We start from the raw sequence: 18,850 nt of genomic DNA, 5'->3' as shown, positions 1-18,850 counted from the left end.
ATTTTCAATCAGCCTTTATATTGTAAAAAATAAATGATGCTGCTGTGCATGGAAACCGGGTTCCATGCACAACAACTTTTTTATAATTTTACTCTTCAGTGGAATATTTTATAACTAAATCAAGAGTAGCAATTACAGCATCCATATGAGTTCTTTCATAAGCATGAGATGCAAATACTCCAGGACCAATAAGTCCAGCTCTTATATCCCAACCAGCACCAAGTGCTGCAGAGGCATCAGAACCGTAAAATGGGTATATGTCTATTTTATAATCAATGTTGTTTTCCTTGCAAGTATCAACAAGCTTTTTTCTAAGGTCTAAATCATAAGGACCTGAAGAATCTTTAGCACAAATACATACACTGTATTCTGAGGAGTTTTGGTCCAGACCTGGAGCTCCCATATCTACTGAAATAAATTCTTTTGTGTTTTCAGGTATAGCAGCAGCAGCACCATGTCCAACTTCTTCATATGAACTAATAAAGAAATTTGTAGTATGTGGAAGTTCAATATTATTTTCTGTAATATATTTTATTGCATATAAGAGAATACCAACACTTGCCTTATCATCTAGGTGTCTGCTCTTTATGAATTCCTTTTCAGTAAAGGTTGTTCTTGCATCAAAACAAACAAAATCTCCAACATTGATTCCAAGTGCCTCTACATCATCTTTTGAAGATACTTTTTCATCTAAAACAACTTCCATATTTTCAGGAGTTCTTTTTAGTTCACGAGCATCTTGACCGCTGATATGTACTGATGGTTTTATGGTTTGTATAGTGCCTGTGTAAGTTTTACCATCAAGAGTTTCTATAGTACAATTTTCGCCTTCTACAGAATTCATCATGAAGCCGCCTACTGGAACTATTGAAAGAGCACCATTTGACTTTAATCCTTTAACCATAGCACCTAATGTATCTACATGTGCTGAAAAAGTTCTTTGATAATTATCATCTTTACCCTTTATAGTTACAATAACTGCACCTTTGTTAGTAGTAGTATATGGAACGCTTAAAAGATGTAGTTCTTCCTTTATGTAGTCCATTATCTTGTTTGTATAACCTGTTGGACTAGGAATTGTAAGAATGCTGTTTAAATAATACTTAATTTTTTCCTTGCTGTAATTCATGATTAAACCCCTTTCATCTAAAAAATTGAACGAAATAAATTTATTTACGTATTTATATTTATATCAAATTAATTTTAACATAAAAAAAAATAAAATTGAATAAAAGGTAAGAAAAAGTATTTATTACTCATATTAATATTCGAAAATATATAGTATAATGTTACAGGGAGAGAGGTGGTTTGCATGAAAAAAAACGTAATTATAATAACTCTTGCATCAGTTGTTTTGGTTTCAGCTGTAGCAGCAGGTATTTCATTTAATAATATTAGTAACAAAGTTAAAGCTTATGATAATGTAATATATCCAGGTGTTAAAGTAGAAGATGTAGATCTATCTGGTAAAACAAAAGTAGAAGCTTTAGCCATATTAAATCAAAAGTATGGAGATGCTTTAATAAAGAAAAAAATAAACATTAAAGCCCCAGAAAAAACATATACATTGAACTATGAAAAATTAAGTGCAAAATACAATATAGAAAAAATTGTAGACGAAGCATTTTCTTATAATAAAGATAAGGGTCTATTACAGAAAAATAAACTTATTAAAAGTCCTACTCCCAAACAGTTTAAATTAACCGGTAGCTTTACATTTGATTCAAAACCTGTTAAAGAGTTGATTGGTGTAATGCAAAAGGAAATTGATAAACAACCTGCAAATGCTGCTATAAATATGGTTAGTAGGGGAAATTTTTCAATAACTCCAGATAAAAAAGGTTCAAAATTAAATACAGAGAATTTGGAAAAGGATATTTTGAGTAAAATTAGTGGAGACTTAAATGGCGATGTTGAAATACAAGCTCCTGTAGAAGATGTACAAGCATCTATAACTGGAGACAAACTTTCAAAAATAAATACAAAACTTTCAAGCTTTAGTACTAACTTTTCAACATCCACCGCTGCAAGAGCTACTAACATATCTCTTGCAACAAGTTTTATCAATGGAAAGGTATTAATGCCAGGAGAGACCTTTAGTTTTAATGATGTAGTTGGGCAAAGAACTGCCAGTCGAGGATTCCAGGAAGCACCAGTTATCATAGGAAATAAGGTAGATTCAGGATTGGGTGGCGGTATATGCCAAGTTTCTACTACGTTATATAATGCAGCAATTAGAGCTAATTTGCAGACTGTGGAAAGAATTCATCATACACTTCCTTCTCACTATATAGGATTAGGCATGGATGCTACAGTAGATTATGGCAATATAGATTATAAATTTAAAAATACTTTAGAGTTTCCAGTATATATAGAAGCTTATACTGAAAATAGAAATATAGTTTTTAGTGTTTACTCAGATAAAAGTCTTACTTCTAGAACCTATGACTTAGTCAATGAGGTATATGACACAATGCAGCCAGAGGTGAAGTATGTTGATGATCCAAATATGGATGAAGGAGTAACCGAAACCGTACAGCCAGCATCTATTGGATATAAGGTTAGGGTATATAAAAATACTTATGAAAATGGAAAACTCATAGCTCATGATTTAATCACAAATGAAACTTATAATAAAGTAGATGGAACTGTAAAACGCGGAACAAGAAAAAAACAATAAAATTAAATAGTATATTATTAAAAAATCCTTTATACTGTATAGTGTAAGGGATTTTTTGTTAAATGATTATTTTTGTGGAAGATGAAAGGGGCTTATAGAAAAAATTTAATAATATGGTATAATTAGTTTACTGATATTTTTGCTAGAAAGAATTAATATTTTTTATTGTTTTTTGGGGGGCGTTAACAATGGATGAACAACAATTAATAAAGGATATTGTATACAATATTGAAAAGGTAATTATTGGAAAAAGATTAGAGATTTACAATATTCTAAAAGGAATAATAGCAGATGGACATATTCTAATTGAAGATGTACCTGGGGTAGGTAAAACTACATTAGTAAAAGCTCTATCAAAGTCACTAAATTTAACTTATAGCAGAATCCAATTTACTCCTGATTTACTTCCATCTGATATTACAGGTATATCTATTTATAATCAGAGAACAATGGAATTTGAATTTAGAAGGGGACCTATTTTTGCAAATGTAGTTCTAGCAGATGAAATAAATAGAACATCACCTAAAACTCAGTCAGCTCTTTTAGAGGTTATGGAAGAGAGACAAGTTTCAGAGGGAAATAATACAATAAAACTTCAAAAACCTTTTTTTGTACTAGCTACACAAAATCCAATAGAGTGTGAAGGTACATTTGTTTTACCAGAAGCTCAGCTAGATAGATTTATGATAAAAGTTGGAATAGGATATCCAGATAAGAAAGATGAAGCTAAAATATTAAAAATATATAGAAATGATGAACCTCTTGAGGAAATTCAAAGTGTGGCTGGTGCTGAAGATATTATTACACTTCAGAAAAAGGCTAGGGAAGTATTTGTATCTGATGAAATTAATGAATACATAGCAAATATAGCAGATGCAACTAGAAATAATAAATACTTAATATTAGGTACAAGTACAAGAGCATCTTTAGCTCTTTTAAGAATTGCGCAAGCTACAGCATTAATTAATGGAAGAAACTTTGTAATACCTGAAGATATTAAGGAAAATGTTTTGCTTGTATTAGGACATAGAGTATCTGTCTCAGCTCTTGCAAGGGCAAGCAATTATGATAGTGAGTCCGTTCTACTAGATATAATTAAAACAGTGCCTGTTCCAAGGGTGAAGTAATATGTTTAGGGTTAGCAAAAAGTTCCTTATCTTGCTTGTAGTTGCCTTTATATTTGCATTTATACAAGGTGGGAATTTGCCTTATTGCATATTTTATGGGATTGCTTTGACCTTTTTTATAGGTCTTATATATATATTTGCTCAAATTAAAGCAATTTCTGTTCAAGTTAGATTTGATAAAGAAATGTATAGCGCAGGGGACACTGCACAGTTTTCTACAATTGTGAAGAATTATAGCATACTTCCGTCTCCATATGTTTTGATAAAAAATAGCGCTATGTCAAATATAAATTCCAAGTATGTTAGCGATTGCTTGTGTCTCAATCCTGATGAGAGCAAGTGGATAAAAAATGAGGTACAATTTAATCAAAGAGGAATTTATAATTTTGGAGATATATACTGCAGTGTTAGTGACATGTTTTATATTTTTCAACGGGGTAAGCATATTAATAGCTATTCAGTTATGAAAGTATATCCCAGAGTTCATAATATATCTAAATTTGTTTCAAATGGCAGCGATATATTCAAAAATACTGTAAGTAGTAAGACAAATATTGAAGATGCATATAGTACTCGTGATATAAGAAAATATAATGAAGGAGACAGCTTGAAAAGGGTAAACTGGAAGGTAAGTGCCAAGCATGGAGAATTATATGTAAAAAACTTTGAAACTGTTTCTGGAGAAGAAAGTAATTTGTTTTTAAATATGAGTAAAGACAATATTGATAACGATAATTCAGGTGTATTAGAAGAGGCGTTAGTTGATTTTTGTGTATCTATTGTAAACTATATGCAGCTAAAGGGTATTAAAAGCAAGCTTTTTATAAATTCACTTATAGAAAGAAAGTTTGAGGTAGATAGCAGAGAGGATTTCATTCAACTGATGGAATTTTTTCTAACTCAAAAGAGTGATAGTGAAAGTAATTTTATAAACTATATTAATTCAAATTTAGATAAGATTCCAAAGCTAAGTTGGATAGGAATTATCACCGCAAGGATTGATGATGGCATGAGGGATAATCTTATTATGATGAAAGACAAAGGTTACAATCTTACTGTTTTTTATTATGCAAATTCTTTAAGTAAGCTTGAGAATATTAAATTTCTAAATAGAATTGGTATACAATGTTTAAGTTTTAATGAAATGATAAATAAAGCCGGAAATTAGGTGAAAATATGAGTTGGTTAAAGGAAAATAAGATTTTTATACTGCTTACTTATATTAACTTTATTTTTATACTAAGGCTAATGAAAATTTCATACAAAATTGAAGGCTTTAGCTATGTATATATAACAGCACTATTTATTGGTGCCACGCTTATATACTGGTTTTACCATAGTGTATTAAAAAGAGGCCTTTATAAGTTTTTGTTTACCTTAGGAATAGTAGTAAGCCTTTTAGTATTTTTCTATTTTAAAAGTGGAATTGTACTAAATTTTATAAACAATGATATAATCCACAATTTTAATACTATCAATACAAAGCTCTACAATACAATTGATACGAGTTTTAGTGAATTTAAGGCTGTTTTTGCTATTGCAGTTCCATTAATAATTTTATTTAATATGCTCTTGATGACAAAGGGACTTCCTAATAATATTTTAATTCTAAATTTAACAATAATACTGTTATTATGGTATACAGGCTATACAGATGATGTTAAAAATTATTTGTTTCAATATGTGTTTTTGAATCTTATTACCTATTGCGTTAATACTTACATTAAAAATTCTGCAAACATGAGAAAACACGGAATAAGGGTTATGTTAAATAGCAAAAAGGTTTCTTTGTACATGATACTGTTTTGTTTAGCTGTGGCTCAGTTTTCAATTATTATGCCACAAAATTTTGGAGCAAAATATAGTACAAGCATAAAGAGTAGATTTCATAATCAATTTGCAAATGATAAGGAAACAGATGAATTAAAGGGAAAGAAAATTAGATATGATTTATCATATTCTGGGTATGATGGTAACAAGAATAGACTTGGAGGTTCATTAACTTTAAATGACTTGACTGCATTTAAAGTTAAAAGCGATAAACCGTATTATTTAATAGGAACAATTAAAGATTATTATGATGGTTCATCTTGGGACCAAAGCGAGAAAAAGTACAGCTATAAAGATAAAGGTGATAAGCTTACTGTGAACTCTCTGGATATTTCAAAAGGATATCTTATGGATTCAGGAAGTTCTATGACTATTTACCCTCAAGAATTAAATACGTCTACTTACTTCACTCCTTCCTATGCTGTGGATTTAAATCCTGAAAAGGGTGATGTATTTTATGATGATATTCCAACTTTTATGAACAGCAGCATGACACAAAAACCTTATACTGTAAAGTTTATGCAAATATCAGAGGTTGGAAAGTTGAAGCTCGCTGATGTGAGTACAGCATCAAAAGGTGTAGGGCCAATTTATTATTCTGAAACATATAAAAAATATCTTCAGCTTCCAGACAACATTAGCCCTGCAATTTACAAATTAGTTTATGATATTACGAAAGACAGTAAAAATGATTTAGAAAAGGTAAAGAAGATAAAGGATTACTTGAGTTCAAATTACACCTATTCAATTAAGGTTTCTGATTTACCGGAAGGAAAAGAGTTTGTTGATTATTTCCTTTTCACTGAAAAGAAGGGATATTGCACTTATTTTGCCTCTGCACTTACAGTTATGTGCAGAATAGCAGGGGTACCAGCTAGATATGTAGAAGGCTTTAATATGACAGAAAGAAAAGATGATAAAGGCCTTTACGTAGTGTCTAATGAAAATGCCCACGCATGGACTGAAGTGCTTTTTATGGAAAACCAGCAAATGGGTATTTGGTATACAGTAGATGCAGTCCCAGATGGACCAACCTTAGTTAGGGAACAAAAGAAAAATGAAGAAAAGGTAGATAATACACAGAATTCTCCAGATGTAAGTGGAATGAATTCAAATATAAAGAGAAATGGAAGAGATCAAAATTTAGATGGCAGTGAAGGATCAGAGATTCAAAAGCTTTCACTTAAAGTATTGGTTTTAATATATTTCATTTCAATAATTTTACTTATAACAATTGGTAGAATTCTATGGTCGTTAATTAGAAAGAGAAGGATAATCAATTCAAATAGCATAATACCACTGTATTTATATAGTATGAGAAGATTAAAAACCATAGGAATAGTAAAGCCTGATTATCTTGGAGATGTAGAATTTATACAAAATGTTAACGGAAAAGAATTAAGGGCAAGACTTACTATAGTTTCTAATTTAGTGTATGAAGAATTCTATGGAAAGAAAACAGCACTTGAATTTGATAAAAAGGAATTTTATAACTTCATAGAAAAGCATTTAAAACGTAGGCAAAACATTTTTGTATACTTTATTAAGAAGTATTTTTACATTAATTTCTCAGCTATATTAAAATTTTTTAAAGTAAAATTTAAATCTAAAAGCATATAATAAAAGTACCAGCTCTTTGTGTAAAGAGTTGGTACTTTTATTTGATACAAAGTGATAAATATATGTTTTTTTATAATTATTGACATAGATTATAAAAATTGAAGAGAAATTAATATAATTGCAATAATTGTAACTTTTTAAGAGAAGATGATGATAATAAAAAATTGCTTTTTTATTTTAATAGTATATAATCTATTATATGGCACAAATGATTATGCGGATATGGCGGAATTGGCAGACGCACTAGTTTCAGGTTCTAGCGGGAAACCATGCAGGTTCAAATCCTGTTATCCGCACCAAAAATAAAACTTGCAGTGATAAAGACATGCAAGTTTTATTTTTTTATATAAAATTAAGTCAATTGATTTTAATTGAAGTGGTTCTTATAATTAGTATTTAAATTTATTCAGTAATATTAATATTATTTTCATTTAAGTATTCTGAACCAAAGCTGTGCATCATGTTTAATATAGGTATTGTTTTTTTACCTGTTTCTGTTAAGCCATATTCCACCTTTGGGGGAATAATGTTATAAACTGTTCTAAATATCAGGCCATCCTCTTCTAAGCTTCTCAATTGTTGTGTAAGCATTTTCTGCGTTATATTAGGTAATCTTCTCTTAATATCAGAGAATCTTAGTGTATTATAACTAAGATACCAGAGAATCAAAATTTTCCATTTGCCTGAAAGTAAATCTTGCACTAATACCATAGGACATGTATCATATTTTAAGCATTGTTCCTTCATATGACAAGACTCATGTTTTTTTATTTCTTCACTCATAAAACCAGCTCCTTTTACAGTATCTTTTTGGGTACTATGGCACTAAAAAGTGTCTACTTGTTAAAAAGATATTTAATTGATATTATTATAGCATAATAAATAAATATTCACAGAGAATAATAAAGAAAACATAAATAATATTTAATTGTAGGTAGGAGGAAAAACATGAGTAAAGTATTGTACATTAAAGCAAATGCAAAGAAAGAGGGAGAATCTAGAACTTTTAAGATTTCGGATAGTTTTATTGAAGAATATAAGAAATTAAATCCTCAAGATGAAATTATCACTTTGGATTTATATGAAGAAGGAATAGAATTTCTTCCAAAAGGAGAACTTGGAGAATTGCATACACCTAAAGAAGGAACAGGGAAAGACCATCCAATATTAAAGTATGCATATCAATTTTTAGAAGCAGATAAATATGTAATTGCAGAACCATTTTGGAACTTAAGCATTCCTTCAATACTAAAAGCATATATAGATTATATAACAGTTACTGGAATTACATTTAAATATACAGCATCAGGAGCTGTAGGACTATGTACTGGAAAAAAGGTAGTTAATATTACTTCAAGAGGTGGAGATTATACAAGTGAACCTGCAGCATCTTATGAAATGGGCGACAGATATTTAAGAACAATATTAGGTTTCTTAGGAATAACTGATTTTACAACTATTTCAGCAGATGGTTTAGACATAATAGGAAATGATGTTAATGCTATTGTTGGAAAGACTATAGAAAAGGCTAAGGAAAAAGCAAAGAATTTTTAATGAGAGAATCATATATACAGCACTTCAACGCTAGGTTAAAGCCAGCGTTGAAGTTTTTTTATATTATAAAGCTTATATATAAGTTTATATAATATTTAATGCTCGAAGCTTTGAAATATAACTCAGTACATCGCAAGGATTGTCGTCGACAAGCTTATAGAGTTCTTCACCCTCTGGAGCAGGATAATAGTAGCTAAGTTCATTATCCTCCTGTAGATAATCAATAACTCCAAGTACTGAAGGCTTCCAACCTAGATTAATAAGGTAATCAAATAGGTTCTTTTTCATAATAATTTCAACTGAATTTGGAGTATAACTTTTATTCCACAAAATACTCCAGCAGTCTTCAAAAGTAAATTCTGATAAATTATTGTAGTTTAAGATAGTTTCTTCAGAATCTAATACTGCATGTAATTCACTTACTTTTATTTTGCCAAATGTTTTAACTATATAATTAAATCTATAAATACCCTTTGATCTTGTATATAATTTCCCTGGATCCTTTGCCTGCCATCCACCTTTAACAAGTTGATTCTCAGTAAAGGCAGCTTTTAGAGTTACTTTTAAAAATACTATTTTCATGGTTTCTCCTTCCACTCGAAACACTGGGTAACTTAATCGTGCTCAATGCCTCTCGCAAGTTACCCATAAAAGGTTGTTTAGACCTTTTACCTTCTATGAGCTAATAATATTAGTATTTCAAGATATACTAAAATAGTACTAAATTAAAGTTAAAAAAGCAAATAGGAGGAAAGGCTATGTCAGACATTAGAAGAGTTTTAGAAAACATCAAAAATATTGATTGTCAAGCAGATAAGCTAGAAACTGAAATAACTAATGCTTATTCCGATTACGATTATTATAGTGATGGGAACATAGAGGTAAAAAGAAGTGAAGAATTGGATAGGGAGGGACTTAAGGCTTATTCAGCGCGATTAGATAAAACTGGTGAGCCCAAGGTTGTAATGTTTGTTAACGAAGGATTAGATCATTATGTAGCTAAAGTTGAAGATGCTTATATAGAATAAGAGGTTACCTCTATTTTAATATTATGTTAAAATAGAGGTAAGTTTTTTTTGATTGAAATTTTTGGAAGGATGTTATAATATAGTATTAATAAATTGGGGCTGGGTGTGATTAAGAATGAATAAAAAAATTAAGATTGTGAATAAAAAAAAGTTTGCAGTAGCTTGTTTAATTTTCTTAATAATGATAATTTTATTATCAAAGCTTTTAAGTTTAATAATTAATTCTGCCAGTGGACATGCCTTAATGGATAATGTAGCCTTGGCAGCAGATAAAAATGGGAGTATCACTTTAGAAGAAAATGAGTTCTATAAAAAATATACAATTGATTGCAAAAAAAGCATTGAGAAACTTAATTATGATGAAAAAAATGACTTGATTGAGGTTTCTGTTATGAAGGATGCTATAGACAATGTAAATATAAAGTCAAGTAGTAAGGTACAAGGTAAGGATGTAACCTATGATAAAAATGAAAATAGAATAATACTAAAATTTAATAAGCAATTTAAAGAAAATAACTATATATATATAGATAATGCTGATAAGAAAAAAATAATTGTGTTATTAAGTAAAAAAGAAAAACCCTATAATCATGTAGCTGTATTAGATCCCGGACACGGAGGAGTGGATAAGGGAACAAATTTGAAAAATATATATGAAAAAGACCTAACCAATAAAATTGTTAATTATGCAGAAAAAGAATTGATTTTTAAAGGTTGTAAGATCATTAAGACAAGGTATGAGGATAAATGGGTTGATCTTAAGGAGATAGGTAATATTACTAATAAAGCTAATGCTGAAGCCTTTATTTCAGTACATATAAATAGCAATAAAGAAAGTAAATATAAAGGTGTGGCTTCCTACTATTATTTCAATGATAAAGGTGAGCAAAAGGATGAAAGAATGGCACTGGCAAAGACAATGCAGAAGGAAATTCTAAAAAGTGATAATTGGTATGATAGAGGTATAATAAAAGATAGGCTAGCAGTTTTAAGATATAGTAATGTTCCAGCAGTGCTTTTAGAATGCGGCTTTTTAAGTAATGAAGAAGATAGAGATAAGCTTTCTAAAGAAGAAGTATTAAAGAACTTTGGTAACAATATTTGCAATGGTCTTTTAAACTACTTGAATTCAGATAAAAATAAAGGAATAGATTATTACAATAAATCAAAAACTGATATGAGTAGGGATAAAACTGCAACTGCAGATGACAAATAAATGTTGGTAAAGCATATAGGGTATATTATAAAAAGAAAAACCTATATGCTTTAACTTTTTTTGATATAAAATTGAAGACTTTGTTATAGTTTAGTATATTTGCTATAATTAATCTGACATCATAAAAGCAAGAGGAGCTGATGAAATGTATAAATTATTTTGTACAGATATGGATGGAACTCTTTTAAATAATGAAGGTAAGGTTAGCGAAGAAAATAAAATGGCAATAAAAATGGCACAGGATAGAGGAGTAAAAGTCGCAATATGTACCGGCAGATTGTTTACATCTGCAAATTATTTTGCAGAAATTGTTGGCACTAAGGTACCGCTGATATGTGCAAATGGTGCCTATGTGAGGGAGAAAGACAAGGATGAGATTATTTATATGTCAGTACTTGGTGCAGATAATTGCAAAAAGGTTTTAAGTATTGCAAAAAAATATGGATTGTATCCACATTTCAATACATCAGATACAGTATTTACTGAAAAAATAATATATTCCTCAGAAGTATACTTTAAGATGAACAAGACTCTACCAAAAGAGATGCAGATAAAAATACAAGTAGTTAATAATTGGGAAAAGACTTTTGAGGAAAATAAGGAATGCATTTTAAAATGTATTGTTGTTGATGATGATATTGAAAAGATAAAGAGTGCTAAAAGCGAATTAGCATTAGAGGATGAACTAGAAGTTGTAAGTTCTAGGGAAAATAATATTGAGATTATGTGTAAAGGTGTAAGCAAAGGTAGAGCCGTAGAAATATTAGCAGGGTATTATAATATTAATAAAGAAGAGGTAATATGTATCGGGGATAATGAAAATGACATATCCATGCTTAAATATGCAGGTTTAGGAATAGCTATGGCTAATGGAGAAGAGAAAGTTTTAGAAATCGCAGATTTTATTACAGATACTAATGAAAATAGTGGCGTAGCTAAGGCTATTGAGAAGTTTATACTGATATAGTATAATTTGTTTTATTGAATAAATGAATGTTTTAGGAGGCGTAAATTTTGAATTTAAATATAGTTTTATTTGAACCTGAAATACCACAAAATACAGGAAATATAGCAAGGACTTGTGTACTTACCAATTCTAAGCTTCACTTAATAAAGCCTTTAGGCTTTAGCTTGGATGAAAAACATCTTAAAAGAGCTGGACTTGATTATTGGCAGTATTTAGACATGGAAATTTATGAATCTTATGAGGAATTAAGAGAAAAGTATAAGGATTCAACTTTCTATTTTTCTACTACAAAGGGAAGCGAAATATATACAGATGTGCAATATAAACCAGGAGATTTTGTAGTTTTTGGACGAGAATCTGCTGGCCTTCCTGATAGAATTAGAAATAGCAATACTGAAAATTTAATAAGAGTGCCTATGCTAGAAACCAGCACTAGATCATTAAATCTCTCAAACACTGTAGCAATACTTGCATATGAAGCACTACGCCAGATGAATTTTCCAAACATGAAATAGAGGGGGATGAATGAGTGGAGAAGATTAAGATTATAACGGACAGCACAGCGGATTTACCAAAAGGACTTGTGGACAAATATGATATTGAAGTATTACCGCTTGTAGTGTCCTTTGGTGATGAAAGTTATTTAGATGGTATTGATATAAACTTCAAAGAACTTATAGCTAAAATGAATCAGAGTGATATATTTCCTACTACGTCACAGATAAATCCAAACAGGTTTTATGATGTATATAAGAAATATTTAGAAGAAGGATATAAAATCTTATCCATTCATATATCCTCTAAGATGAGCGGCACATTTCAATCTGCATGTATCGCAAGAGATATGCTTGAAACTAGTGATATAACAGTAATTGATAGTGTAAATGTTACTTCAGGACTTGGCTTAATTGTTTTAAAAGCATGCAGGCTTAAAGGTGAGGGGAAGAATATAGAAGCTATTGAAGATGAAATTAAGAGGGATATTCCTCATGTTAAAAGTGCATTAGCGTTTGAAAGCTTAGAGAATTTGGTTAGGGGTGGAAGACTCTCTAAGACGGTTAGTGTTATAGGAAGTGCATTAGGAATAAGACTTATACTTGAAGTGAAAAATGGAGAAATAGCTGTTATGGATAAGGTTAGGGGAACTAAAAAGGCTATTAGAACATTAATTGATTATGTTCATGAAAAAAGAATTAAGCAAGGGGAATTTTGCATGGTTTTAAATGCAGAAAATCAAGAAATATTAGAGGCTTTAAGAGAAAACATGTTACACAATAGACAGGAGTTTATTGAAGCTGAGGTAGGCTGCGTAGTAGGAACTCATTCAGGCACAAGGGCTGCTGGTGTTTTTTTTATAGAGGAATACTAAAAGTGAATTAATGGCTTCAAAAAAGTTAAAAATTTAACATAAATATTTCATAAACCAGTAGAAATATTTCTAATAATGTTATATAATGATAGTGAAAAGGATAACATTTAATTAATTCAGATTTTTTAAATTAATAATGATATGGATGATATTATCGGGAGAGGGTCTTTTAATGGACGGCCGAAGGAATAAGCTCAACTAGCCGAGTTGTGTGAATCTCTCAGGCAAAAGTACCGATAATGGACATACCTCTGGAAAGCTAATGAAGCACCGAAGGAGTAAATCTCTCAGGTTAACAAGACAGAGTACAAGGGCTATATTGCCTTTGCATTCTGTTTTTTTATTTTCAAAAAAGTTCCTAATTTGCACTGCTGTTTACAGAAAAACAAGAAAATTCTTTATGGACAAGGAGAAGACTCATGATAGAACCTATGATAATAATTACTAACAATCCAATGGCAAAGGATAAATTTGCACAAAATTGTACAGTTGAATACATTGAAAAAAATGTAATGGAAGTATACAAAAAAGTTAGGGATTATGTTCATAAAGGACACAGAGTATTAACTCACCCGCTAATGAGTAGTATAAAACCGAATGAAATTCCTTATAGAACGGTTATTATATCCAAAAATGCGGATAATACTATTGATGACTTTTCTTTAAACATAATTGAAGAAAGCATAAGTGCTTTAGAAAAATTTTTAAGAGATTTTTCAGTTCCAAATTGGAACGAAAGAGTATTAGAGGACTTTAAACTTATTGATTATGATTTAATATACAATGTATTAAAATAACATTAGAAAATGAGGAGGAATAACTATGGCTCACATTTATGACACCATAATAATTGGCGGAGGACCTGGTGGTTTAGCAGCAGGACTTTATGCTGCAAGATCAAAAATGGATACTCTTTTAATAGAAAGAGGAAAATTTGGAGGTCAGACAGCTACTACTGATGAATTAGAGAACTATCCAGGATCTATAGAAGATTGTACTGGACCATCTCTAATAGAAAGAATGAGAAAACAAGCAGAAGAATTTGGAACTGCATTTGTAAAGGATGAAATAACAGAAGTTGATTTCTCAGGCAAGATTAAGAAGGTAGTTGGAAAGAAAGAAACTTATGAAGCTAAGACTATAATAATAGCTACTGGAGCTTATCCAAGACTTGCTGGTTTTAAAAATGAATTAGAGCTTAGAGGTAAGGGAGTTTCCTACTGTGCAACTTGCGATGCAGATTTCTTTACTGAATTGGATGTAGCAGTTGTAGGCGGAGGAGATTCCGCATTAACTGAATCTCTATATCTAACTAAATTTGCTGAAAATGTTACTGTAATTCATAGAAGAGATCAATTTAGAGGAGCTAAGTCAATTCAAGATAAAGTTCTTAGCAATCCAAAAATAAAAGTTATATATGATTCCGTAGTTGATGAAGCTAAGGGAGATGAAATATTAGAAGGTCTTGTACTTAGAAATGTTAAGACTGGTGAAGCTAGTGATTTAAAGGTAGATGGATGCTTTGTATTCGTAGGATATCTTCCAATTACAGAACTATTTACTGGAAAGATTAATCTTGATGAAACTGGATACATTATTACTGATGAAGATATGAGAACTAATATACCTGGAGTATTTGCTGCAGGAGATGTTAGAAGAAAATCTCTAAGACAAGTAATTACAGCTTCAGCTGACGGTGCAATTGCAGCTACAACTGCTGAACACTATATAGAAAATGAATTTAATGAGGCTTAATTCATAAATAGGTTGCATTAAATTTATATATACTATTTTTTAATAAAGGTTTAGTTAATCTATTATTAAATGGAGGGAAAGAAAATGATAGAATTAAATAAGGAAAATTTTGAAGAAGAAGTTATTAATTATACTGAAAAACCTGTATTTGTAGACTTCTGGGGAGATAAGTGTGAAATATGTAAAGAACTTATGCCTGGAGTACATGAATTAGAACACAAATATGGCGACAAAATAAAGTTTGCTAGTTTAAATATTGGTGTTGCTAGAAGAGTTGCTATAGCTCAAAGAGTTTTAGGACTTCCAACTATGATAATATACAAAAATGGAGAAAAAATTGATACTGTAACTCCAGATAAAATCAGTACTTTAGAAGATGTAGAAATCTTCATAAAGAAAACTTACGACGTTCTTTAAGAATAGAAAGTGGAAAATTCACCGCACTGCTTTTTCCACTAAATTACTAAAGTAATTACAACTACAAAAGTAGTTGAAAATTATAAACAAAAATTATAGGGAGGTGACCGCTTTGCGTCTAGAACTTGGAAAAATATATATAAAGGATATCCAGTTTGCAGCTGCAACAAAGGTTGAAAATGGAGTGCTTTATATAAACAAAGAAGAGTTATTAAAGGAAATTGGCGGAGATGAAAGATTACAATCCATCGATGTAGATTTGGCAAAGCCTGGTGAGGAGACAAGAATAATTCCAGTAAAAGATGTAATTGAACCAAGAGTTAAAGTTGAAGGAAAGGGTGGCATATTCCCTGGATTCATTAACAAGGTTGATACAGTTGGTTCAGGAAGAACTCATGTTTTAAAGGGAGCAGCTGTTGTTACTACTGGTAAAATAGTTGGTTTCCAAGAAGGTATTATTGACATGAGTGGTGAAGGAGCAAGATATACTCCATTCTCTAAGACTAACAATGTTGTTATTATCTGTGAACCAAAAGATGGAGTTCTACAACATGAACATGAAGAAGCAGTAAGAATAGTTGGATTTAAAGCTGCTACTTATCTTGGAAAAGCTGGTAAGGATATTCAGCCAGATGAAGTTAAAACATATGAGACATTGCCATTACTTGAACAAGTTAAGCAATATCCAGACCTTCCAAAGGTAGTTTATGTTTATATGCTTCAAACTCAAGGTCTTCTTCACGACACTTATGTTTATGGAGTAGATGCTAAGAAGATAATACCAACATTTATATATCCAACAGAAGTATTTGATGGTGCTATAGTTAGTGGAAACTGTGTTTCAGCTTGCGATAAGAACCCATCATATGTTCATATGAATCACCCAGTAATTGAAGATTTATATGAAAGACACGGAAAGGATTATAACTTCCTTGGCTGTGTAATAACAAACGAAAATGTTTACCTTGCTGATAAGCAAAGATCTTCAGATATGACTGCTAAACTTGTAGAATTCTTAGGAGCAGATGCAGTTATAGTTTCAGAAGAAGGCTTTGGTAATCCTGATGCAGACCTAGTTATGAACTGCAACAAGATTACAGATAAGGGAATAAAGACTGTTCTAATAACTGATGAATATGCTGGTAGAGATGGAAGTTCTCAATCACTAGCTGACTCAACTCCAAAGGGAGATGCAGTAGTAACAGGAGGAAATGCTAATGAAGTTGTTACACTTCCTGTAATGAAGAAAGTTATAGGACACCCAGAAGCAGCTAACATAATCGCTGGAGGTTATGTAGGAAGCTTAAGAGAAGATGGATCTATAAATGCAGAAATTCAAGTTATTACAGGAGCTACTAGTGAAGTAGGATTTAACTACTTAACTGCTAGAGGATTCTAATAACAAAAAAGATTTTAATAACGGTAATATACATCAAATAGAATTTATTGAAAGGAAGGATATTATGTTAAAGGATAAAAAAGTTATCGCAATTGGCGATAGAGATGGTATACCAGGACCAGCTATTGAAGAATGTGCTAAATCCGCTGGTGCTGAAGTAGTATTCGCTTCAACAGAATGCTTCGTTTGAACAGCTGCAGGTGCTATGGATCTGGAGATCCAACAAAGAGTTAAAGACATTACTGAAAAGTATGGTGCAGAAAATGTAGTTGTTTTAATAGGTGGAGCTGAAGCAGAAGCTTCAGGACTATCAGCTGAGACAGTAACTGCTGGAGACCCAACTTTTGCAGGACCACTAGCAGGAGTTTCACTAGGCCTTGCAGTGTATCATGTAGTTGAGCCAGAAGTTAAGGAAGATTTTGATGCAGCTGTATATGATGAGCAGTGCGGAATGATGGAAATGGTTCTAGACGTAGACGCTATAATAAGTGAAGTTAAGAACGTAAGAGATCAGTATTCACAATACAAATAAAAAAAATACTCCGAGAGGGGGGAGCACACTTGATACGTGTCGTTCACTATATTAACCAATTTTACGCCGGTATCGGTGGAGAAGAAAAAGCAGATATAAAGCCAGAAGTTAGAGAAGGATTCGTAGGACCAGGTATGGGACTTAATGGTCTTTTAAAAGCTCAAGGCATTGAGATAGTTGCTACAGTTATATGCGGAGACTCATATTTCAATGAAAATATGGATCAAGCTAAGGCTGAAGTAATAGAAATGATAAAGGGTTACAACCCAGACCTATTTATAGCAGGACCTGCATTTAACGCAGGAAGATATGGTGTTGCTTGTGGAGCTATTGCTACAGCAGTACAAGAAACTCTAAATATACCAGCATTAACTGCTATGTATATAGAAAATCCAGGTGCTGATATGTACAAGAAATTTGTATATATTGTTGAAACTAAAAACAGTGCTGTAGGTATGAGAGACGCTCTTCCTAAGATAGCTAAACTTGCAGTTAAGCTAGCTAAGGGTGAAGCAATAGGAGCTCCTGCTGAAGAAGGATACATTGAAAGAGGAATAAGAAAGAATTTCTTTGCTACTGAAAGAGGATCAAAAAGAGCAGTTGACATGCTTGTTAAAAAGCTTAAGGGTGAAGAATTCGTTACTGAGTTTAAAATGCCAGTATTCGATAGAGTAGAACCAAACCCACCAGTAGCTGATATTACTAAGGCTAAAATAGCTATAGTAACTTCAGGTGGTACAGTTCCAAAGGGAAACCCAGATCATATAGAATCCTCCAGTGCATCTAAGTTTGGTAAGTATGATATTGAAGGAGTTAATGATTTAACTTCTGAAACTTATGAAACAGCACACGGTGGATATGACCCAACTTATGCTAATGCTGATAATGATAGAGTTATACCAGTAGACGTATTAAGAGAATTTGAAAAAGAAGGAAAGATTGGTTCCCTTCACAGATACTTTTATAGTACAGTTGGTAATGGTACAGCTGTTGCATCATCAAAGAAGTTTGGAGAGCAAATTGCTAAAGAACTTATTGCAGATGGAGTTACTGCAGTTATATTAACGTCCACATGAGGAACTTGTACTCGTTGCGGTGCAACGCTTGTTAAAGAAATAGAAAGAGCAGGTCTTCCTGTTGTTCATATGTGTACAGTAGTTCCAATATCTCTAACAGTTGGTGCTAACAGAATAGTTCCAACAATTGCTATACCTCACCCACTTGGAAACCCAAGCTTAGATAAGAAGGATGAGTATGCTTTAAGAAAGAGATTAGTTGAAAAAGCTCTTAGAGCACTTGAAACTCCAGTTGAAGGACAAAAGGTGTTTGAAGACTAGTAAAGGTTAATTAAAAATA

The 18,850-nt window shown here is 31.4% G+C and carries 19 protein-coding genes, 1 tRNA gene and 2 riboswitches; of the genes, 17 read left to right on the top strand and 3 right to left on the bottom strand.

What is annotated here, in order from left to right; translation table 11 throughout:
* Positions 1-88: 88 nt before the first annotated feature.
* Positions 89-1,129 (bottom strand): M42 family metallopeptidase, encoded by a 1,041-nt coding sequence (locus bsdE14_RS02410; RefSeq protein ID WP_264848341.1) that lies wholly within the window; start codon positions 1,127-1,129, stop codon positions 89-91.
* A gap of 183 nt (positions 1,130-1,312) precedes the next feature.
* Between bsdE14_RS02410 and bsdE14_RS02405 the strand changes: the two genes are divergently transcribed.
* From bsdE14_RS02405 to bsdE14_RS02385, 5 genes are all read left to right on the top strand, one after another.
* A complete protein-coding gene (locus bsdE14_RS02405; protein WP_264848340.1) occupies positions 1,313-2,680 on the top strand; it encodes a VanW family protein in 1,368 nt (455 codons plus the stop codon).
* A 188-nt stretch (positions 2,681-2,868) separates the two neighbouring features.
* The gene (locus tag bsdE14_RS02400; RefSeq protein WP_264848339.1) at positions 2,869-3,807 is read left to right on the top strand and encodes an AAA family ATPase; all 939 of its coding nucleotides are present in this window, start codon (positions 2,869-2,871) and stop codon (positions 3,805-3,807) included.
* Between the two features lies 1 nt (position 3,808).
* Positions 3,809-4,975, top strand: a complete 1,167-nt coding sequence (locus tag bsdE14_RS02395; protein WP_264848338.1) for a DUF58 domain-containing protein — start codon at positions 3,809-3,811, stop codon at positions 4,973-4,975.
* An 8-nt stretch (positions 4,976-4,983) separates the two neighbouring features.
* Positions 4,984-7,257 (top strand): transglutaminase-like domain-containing protein, encoded by a 2,274-nt coding sequence (locus tag bsdE14_RS02390; RefSeq protein WP_264848337.1) that lies wholly within the window; start codon positions 4,984-4,986, stop codon positions 7,255-7,257.
* Positions 7,258-7,473: 216 nt separating this feature from the next.
* A tRNA-Leu gene (locus bsdE14_RS02385) sits at positions 7,474-7,556 on the top strand.
* Positions 7,557-7,659: 103 nt separating this feature from the next.
* On the opposite strand, the gene bsdE14_RS02380 is transcribed toward bsdE14_RS02385, so the two are convergent.
* Complete coding sequence (locus bsdE14_RS02380) at positions 7,660-8,040, bottom strand: winged helix-turn-helix transcriptional regulator (RefSeq protein ID WP_264848335.1); 381 nt, start codon at positions 8,038-8,040, stop codon at positions 7,660-7,662.
* 165 nt (positions 8,041-8,205) lie between these two features.
* Between bsdE14_RS02380 and bsdE14_RS02375 the strand changes: the two genes are divergently transcribed.
* On the top strand, positions 8,206-8,811 hold the full coding sequence (locus bsdE14_RS02375) for an FMN-dependent NADH-azoreductase (RefSeq protein WP_264848334.1): 606 nt from the start codon (positions 8,206-8,208) through the stop codon (positions 8,809-8,811).
* A gap of 84 nt (positions 8,812-8,895) precedes the next feature.
* Here bsdE14_RS02375 and bsdE14_RS02370 read toward each other — a convergent pair whose 3' ends face one another.
* The gene (locus bsdE14_RS02370) at positions 8,896-9,393 is read right to left on the bottom strand and encodes a hypothetical protein (protein ID WP_264848333.1); all 498 of its coding nucleotides are present in this window, start codon (positions 9,391-9,393) and stop codon (positions 8,896-8,898) included.
* A 176-nt stretch (positions 9,394-9,569) separates the two neighbouring features.
* Here bsdE14_RS02370 and bsdE14_RS02365 point away from each other — a divergent pair, with 176 nt between their 5' ends.
* The 11 genes from bsdE14_RS02365 to grdB all read left to right on the top strand — a co-directional run bounded on the left by bsdE14_RS02365 (position 9,570) and on the right by grdB (position 18,831).
* Entirely contained in the window at positions 9,570-9,839 is a 270-nt protein-coding gene (locus tag bsdE14_RS02365; RefSeq protein ID WP_264848332.1) for a hypothetical protein, read from the top strand.
* Between the two features lie 115 nt (positions 9,840-9,954).
* Positions 9,955-11,055, top strand: coding sequence for an N-acetylmuramoyl-L-alanine amidase family protein (locus bsdE14_RS02360; protein WP_264848331.1), 1,101 nt, complete (start codon positions 9,955-9,957; stop codon positions 11,053-11,055).
* A 145-nt stretch (positions 11,056-11,200) separates the two neighbouring features.
* Complete coding sequence (locus bsdE14_RS02355; protein ID WP_264848330.1) at positions 11,201-12,022, top strand: Cof-type HAD-IIB family hydrolase; 822 nt, start codon at positions 11,201-11,203, stop codon at positions 12,020-12,022.
* Between the two features lie 47 nt (positions 12,023-12,069).
* Positions 12,070-12,537 (top strand): tRNA (uridine(34)/cytosine(34)/5-carboxymethylaminomethyluridine(34)-2'-O)-methyltransferase TrmL, encoded by a 468-nt coding sequence (trmL, locus tag bsdE14_RS02350; protein WP_264848329.1) that lies wholly within the window; start codon positions 12,070-12,072, stop codon positions 12,535-12,537.
* 14 nt (positions 12,538-12,551) lie between these two features.
* On the top strand, positions 12,552-13,391 hold the full coding sequence (locus tag bsdE14_RS02345; protein WP_264848328.1) for a DegV family protein: 840 nt from the start codon (positions 12,552-12,554) through the stop codon (positions 13,389-13,391).
* A 145-nt stretch (positions 13,392-13,536) separates the two neighbouring features.
* A riboswitch (glycine riboswitch) is annotated at positions 13,537-13,637 on the top strand.
* A gap of 3 nt (positions 13,638-13,640) precedes the next feature.
* Positions 13,641-13,697, top strand: a riboswitch (glycine riboswitch).
* A gap of 113 nt (positions 13,698-13,810) precedes the next feature.
* Positions 13,811-14,188 (top strand): GrdX family protein, encoded by a 378-nt coding sequence (locus tag bsdE14_RS02340; RefSeq protein WP_264848327.1) that lies wholly within the window; start codon positions 13,811-13,813, stop codon positions 14,186-14,188.
* Between the two features lie 25 nt (positions 14,189-14,213).
* Positions 14,214-15,146, top strand: a complete 933-nt coding sequence (trxB, locus tag bsdE14_RS02335; RefSeq protein ID WP_264848326.1) for a thioredoxin-disulfide reductase — start codon at positions 14,214-14,216, stop codon at positions 15,144-15,146.
* Positions 15,147-15,230: 84 nt separating this feature from the next.
* Entirely contained in the window at positions 15,231-15,563 is a 333-nt protein-coding gene (locus bsdE14_RS02330; protein ID WP_264848325.1) for a thioredoxin family protein, read from the top strand.
* A 112-nt stretch (positions 15,564-15,675) separates the two neighbouring features.
* Positions 15,676-16,962 carry a glycine/sarcosine/betaine reductase component B subunit gene (locus bsdE14_RS02325; protein ID WP_264848324.1) on the top strand — a complete coding sequence of 429 codons (1,287 nt, stop codon included), beginning with the start codon at positions 15,676-15,678 and terminating at the stop codon, positions 16,960-16,962.
* 64 nt (positions 16,963-17,026) lie between these two features.
* Positions 17,027-17,494, top strand: a complete 468-nt coding sequence (gene grdA, locus bsdE14_RS02320) for a glycine/sarcosine/betaine reductase complex selenoprotein A (protein WP_264848323.1) — start codon at positions 17,027-17,029, stop codon at positions 17,492-17,494.
* Between the two features lie 29 nt (positions 17,495-17,523).
* Positions 17,524-18,831, top strand: coding sequence for a glycine reductase complex selenoprotein B (gene grdB / locus bsdE14_RS02315; protein ID WP_264848322.1), 1,308 nt, complete (start codon positions 17,524-17,526; stop codon positions 18,829-18,831).
* Positions 18,832-18,850: the final 19 nt, after the last annotated feature.

The sequence above is a fragment of the Clostridium omnivorum genome, from assembly GCF_026012015.1.
In the GTDB taxonomy this organism is placed as follows: domain Bacteria; phylum Bacillota; class Clostridia; order Clostridiales; family Clostridiaceae; genus Clostridium_AX; species Clostridium_AX omnivorum.
This window is presented reverse-complemented; position numbering and strand designations above follow the sequence as displayed.

Coding starts and splice junctions, on each gene's coding strand:
- bsdE14_RS02410 (WP_264848341.1), bottom strand. CDS start 1,129: ATGAATTACAGCAAGGAAAAAATTAAGTATTATTTAAACAGCATTCTT.
- bsdE14_RS02405 (WP_264848340.1), top strand. CDS start 1,313: ATGAAAAAAAACGTAATTATAATAACTCTTGCATCAGTTGTTTTGGTT.
- bsdE14_RS02400 (WP_264848339.1), top strand. CDS start 2,869: ATGGATGAACAACAATTAATAAAGGATATTGTATACAATATTGAAAAG.
- bsdE14_RS02395 (WP_264848338.1), top strand. CDS start 3,809: ATGTTTAGGGTTAGCAAAAAGTTCCTTATCTTGCTTGTAGTTGCCTTT.
- bsdE14_RS02390 (WP_264848337.1), top strand. CDS start 4,984: ATGAGTTGGTTAAAGGAAAATAAGATTTTTATACTGCTTACTTATATT.
- bsdE14_RS02380 (WP_264848335.1), bottom strand. CDS start 8,040: ATGAGTGAAGAAATAAAAAAACATGAGTCTTGTCATATGAAGGAACAA.
- bsdE14_RS02375 (WP_264848334.1), top strand. CDS start 8,206: ATGAGTAAAGTATTGTACATTAAAGCAAATGCAAAGAAAGAGGGAGAA.
- bsdE14_RS02370 (WP_264848333.1), bottom strand. CDS start 9,393: ATGAAAATAGTATTTTTAAAAGTAACTCTAAAAGCTGCCTTTACTGAG.
- bsdE14_RS02365 (WP_264848332.1), top strand. CDS start 9,570: ATGTCAGACATTAGAAGAGTTTTAGAAAACATCAAAAATATTGATTGT.
- bsdE14_RS02360 (WP_264848331.1), top strand. CDS start 9,955: ATGAATAAAAAAATTAAGATTGTGAATAAAAAAAAGTTTGCAGTAGCT.
- bsdE14_RS02355 (WP_264848330.1), top strand. CDS start 11,201: ATGTATAAATTATTTTGTACAGATATGGATGGAACTCTTTTAAATAAT.
- bsdE14_RS02340 (WP_264848327.1), top strand. CDS start 13,811: ATGATAGAACCTATGATAATAATTACTAACAATCCAATGGCAAAGGAT.
- trxB (WP_264848326.1), top strand. CDS start 14,214: ATGGCTCACATTTATGACACCATAATAATTGGCGGAGGACCTGGTGGT.
- bsdE14_RS02330 (WP_264848325.1), top strand. CDS start 15,231: ATGATAGAATTAAATAAGGAAAATTTTGAAGAAGAAGTTATTAATTAT.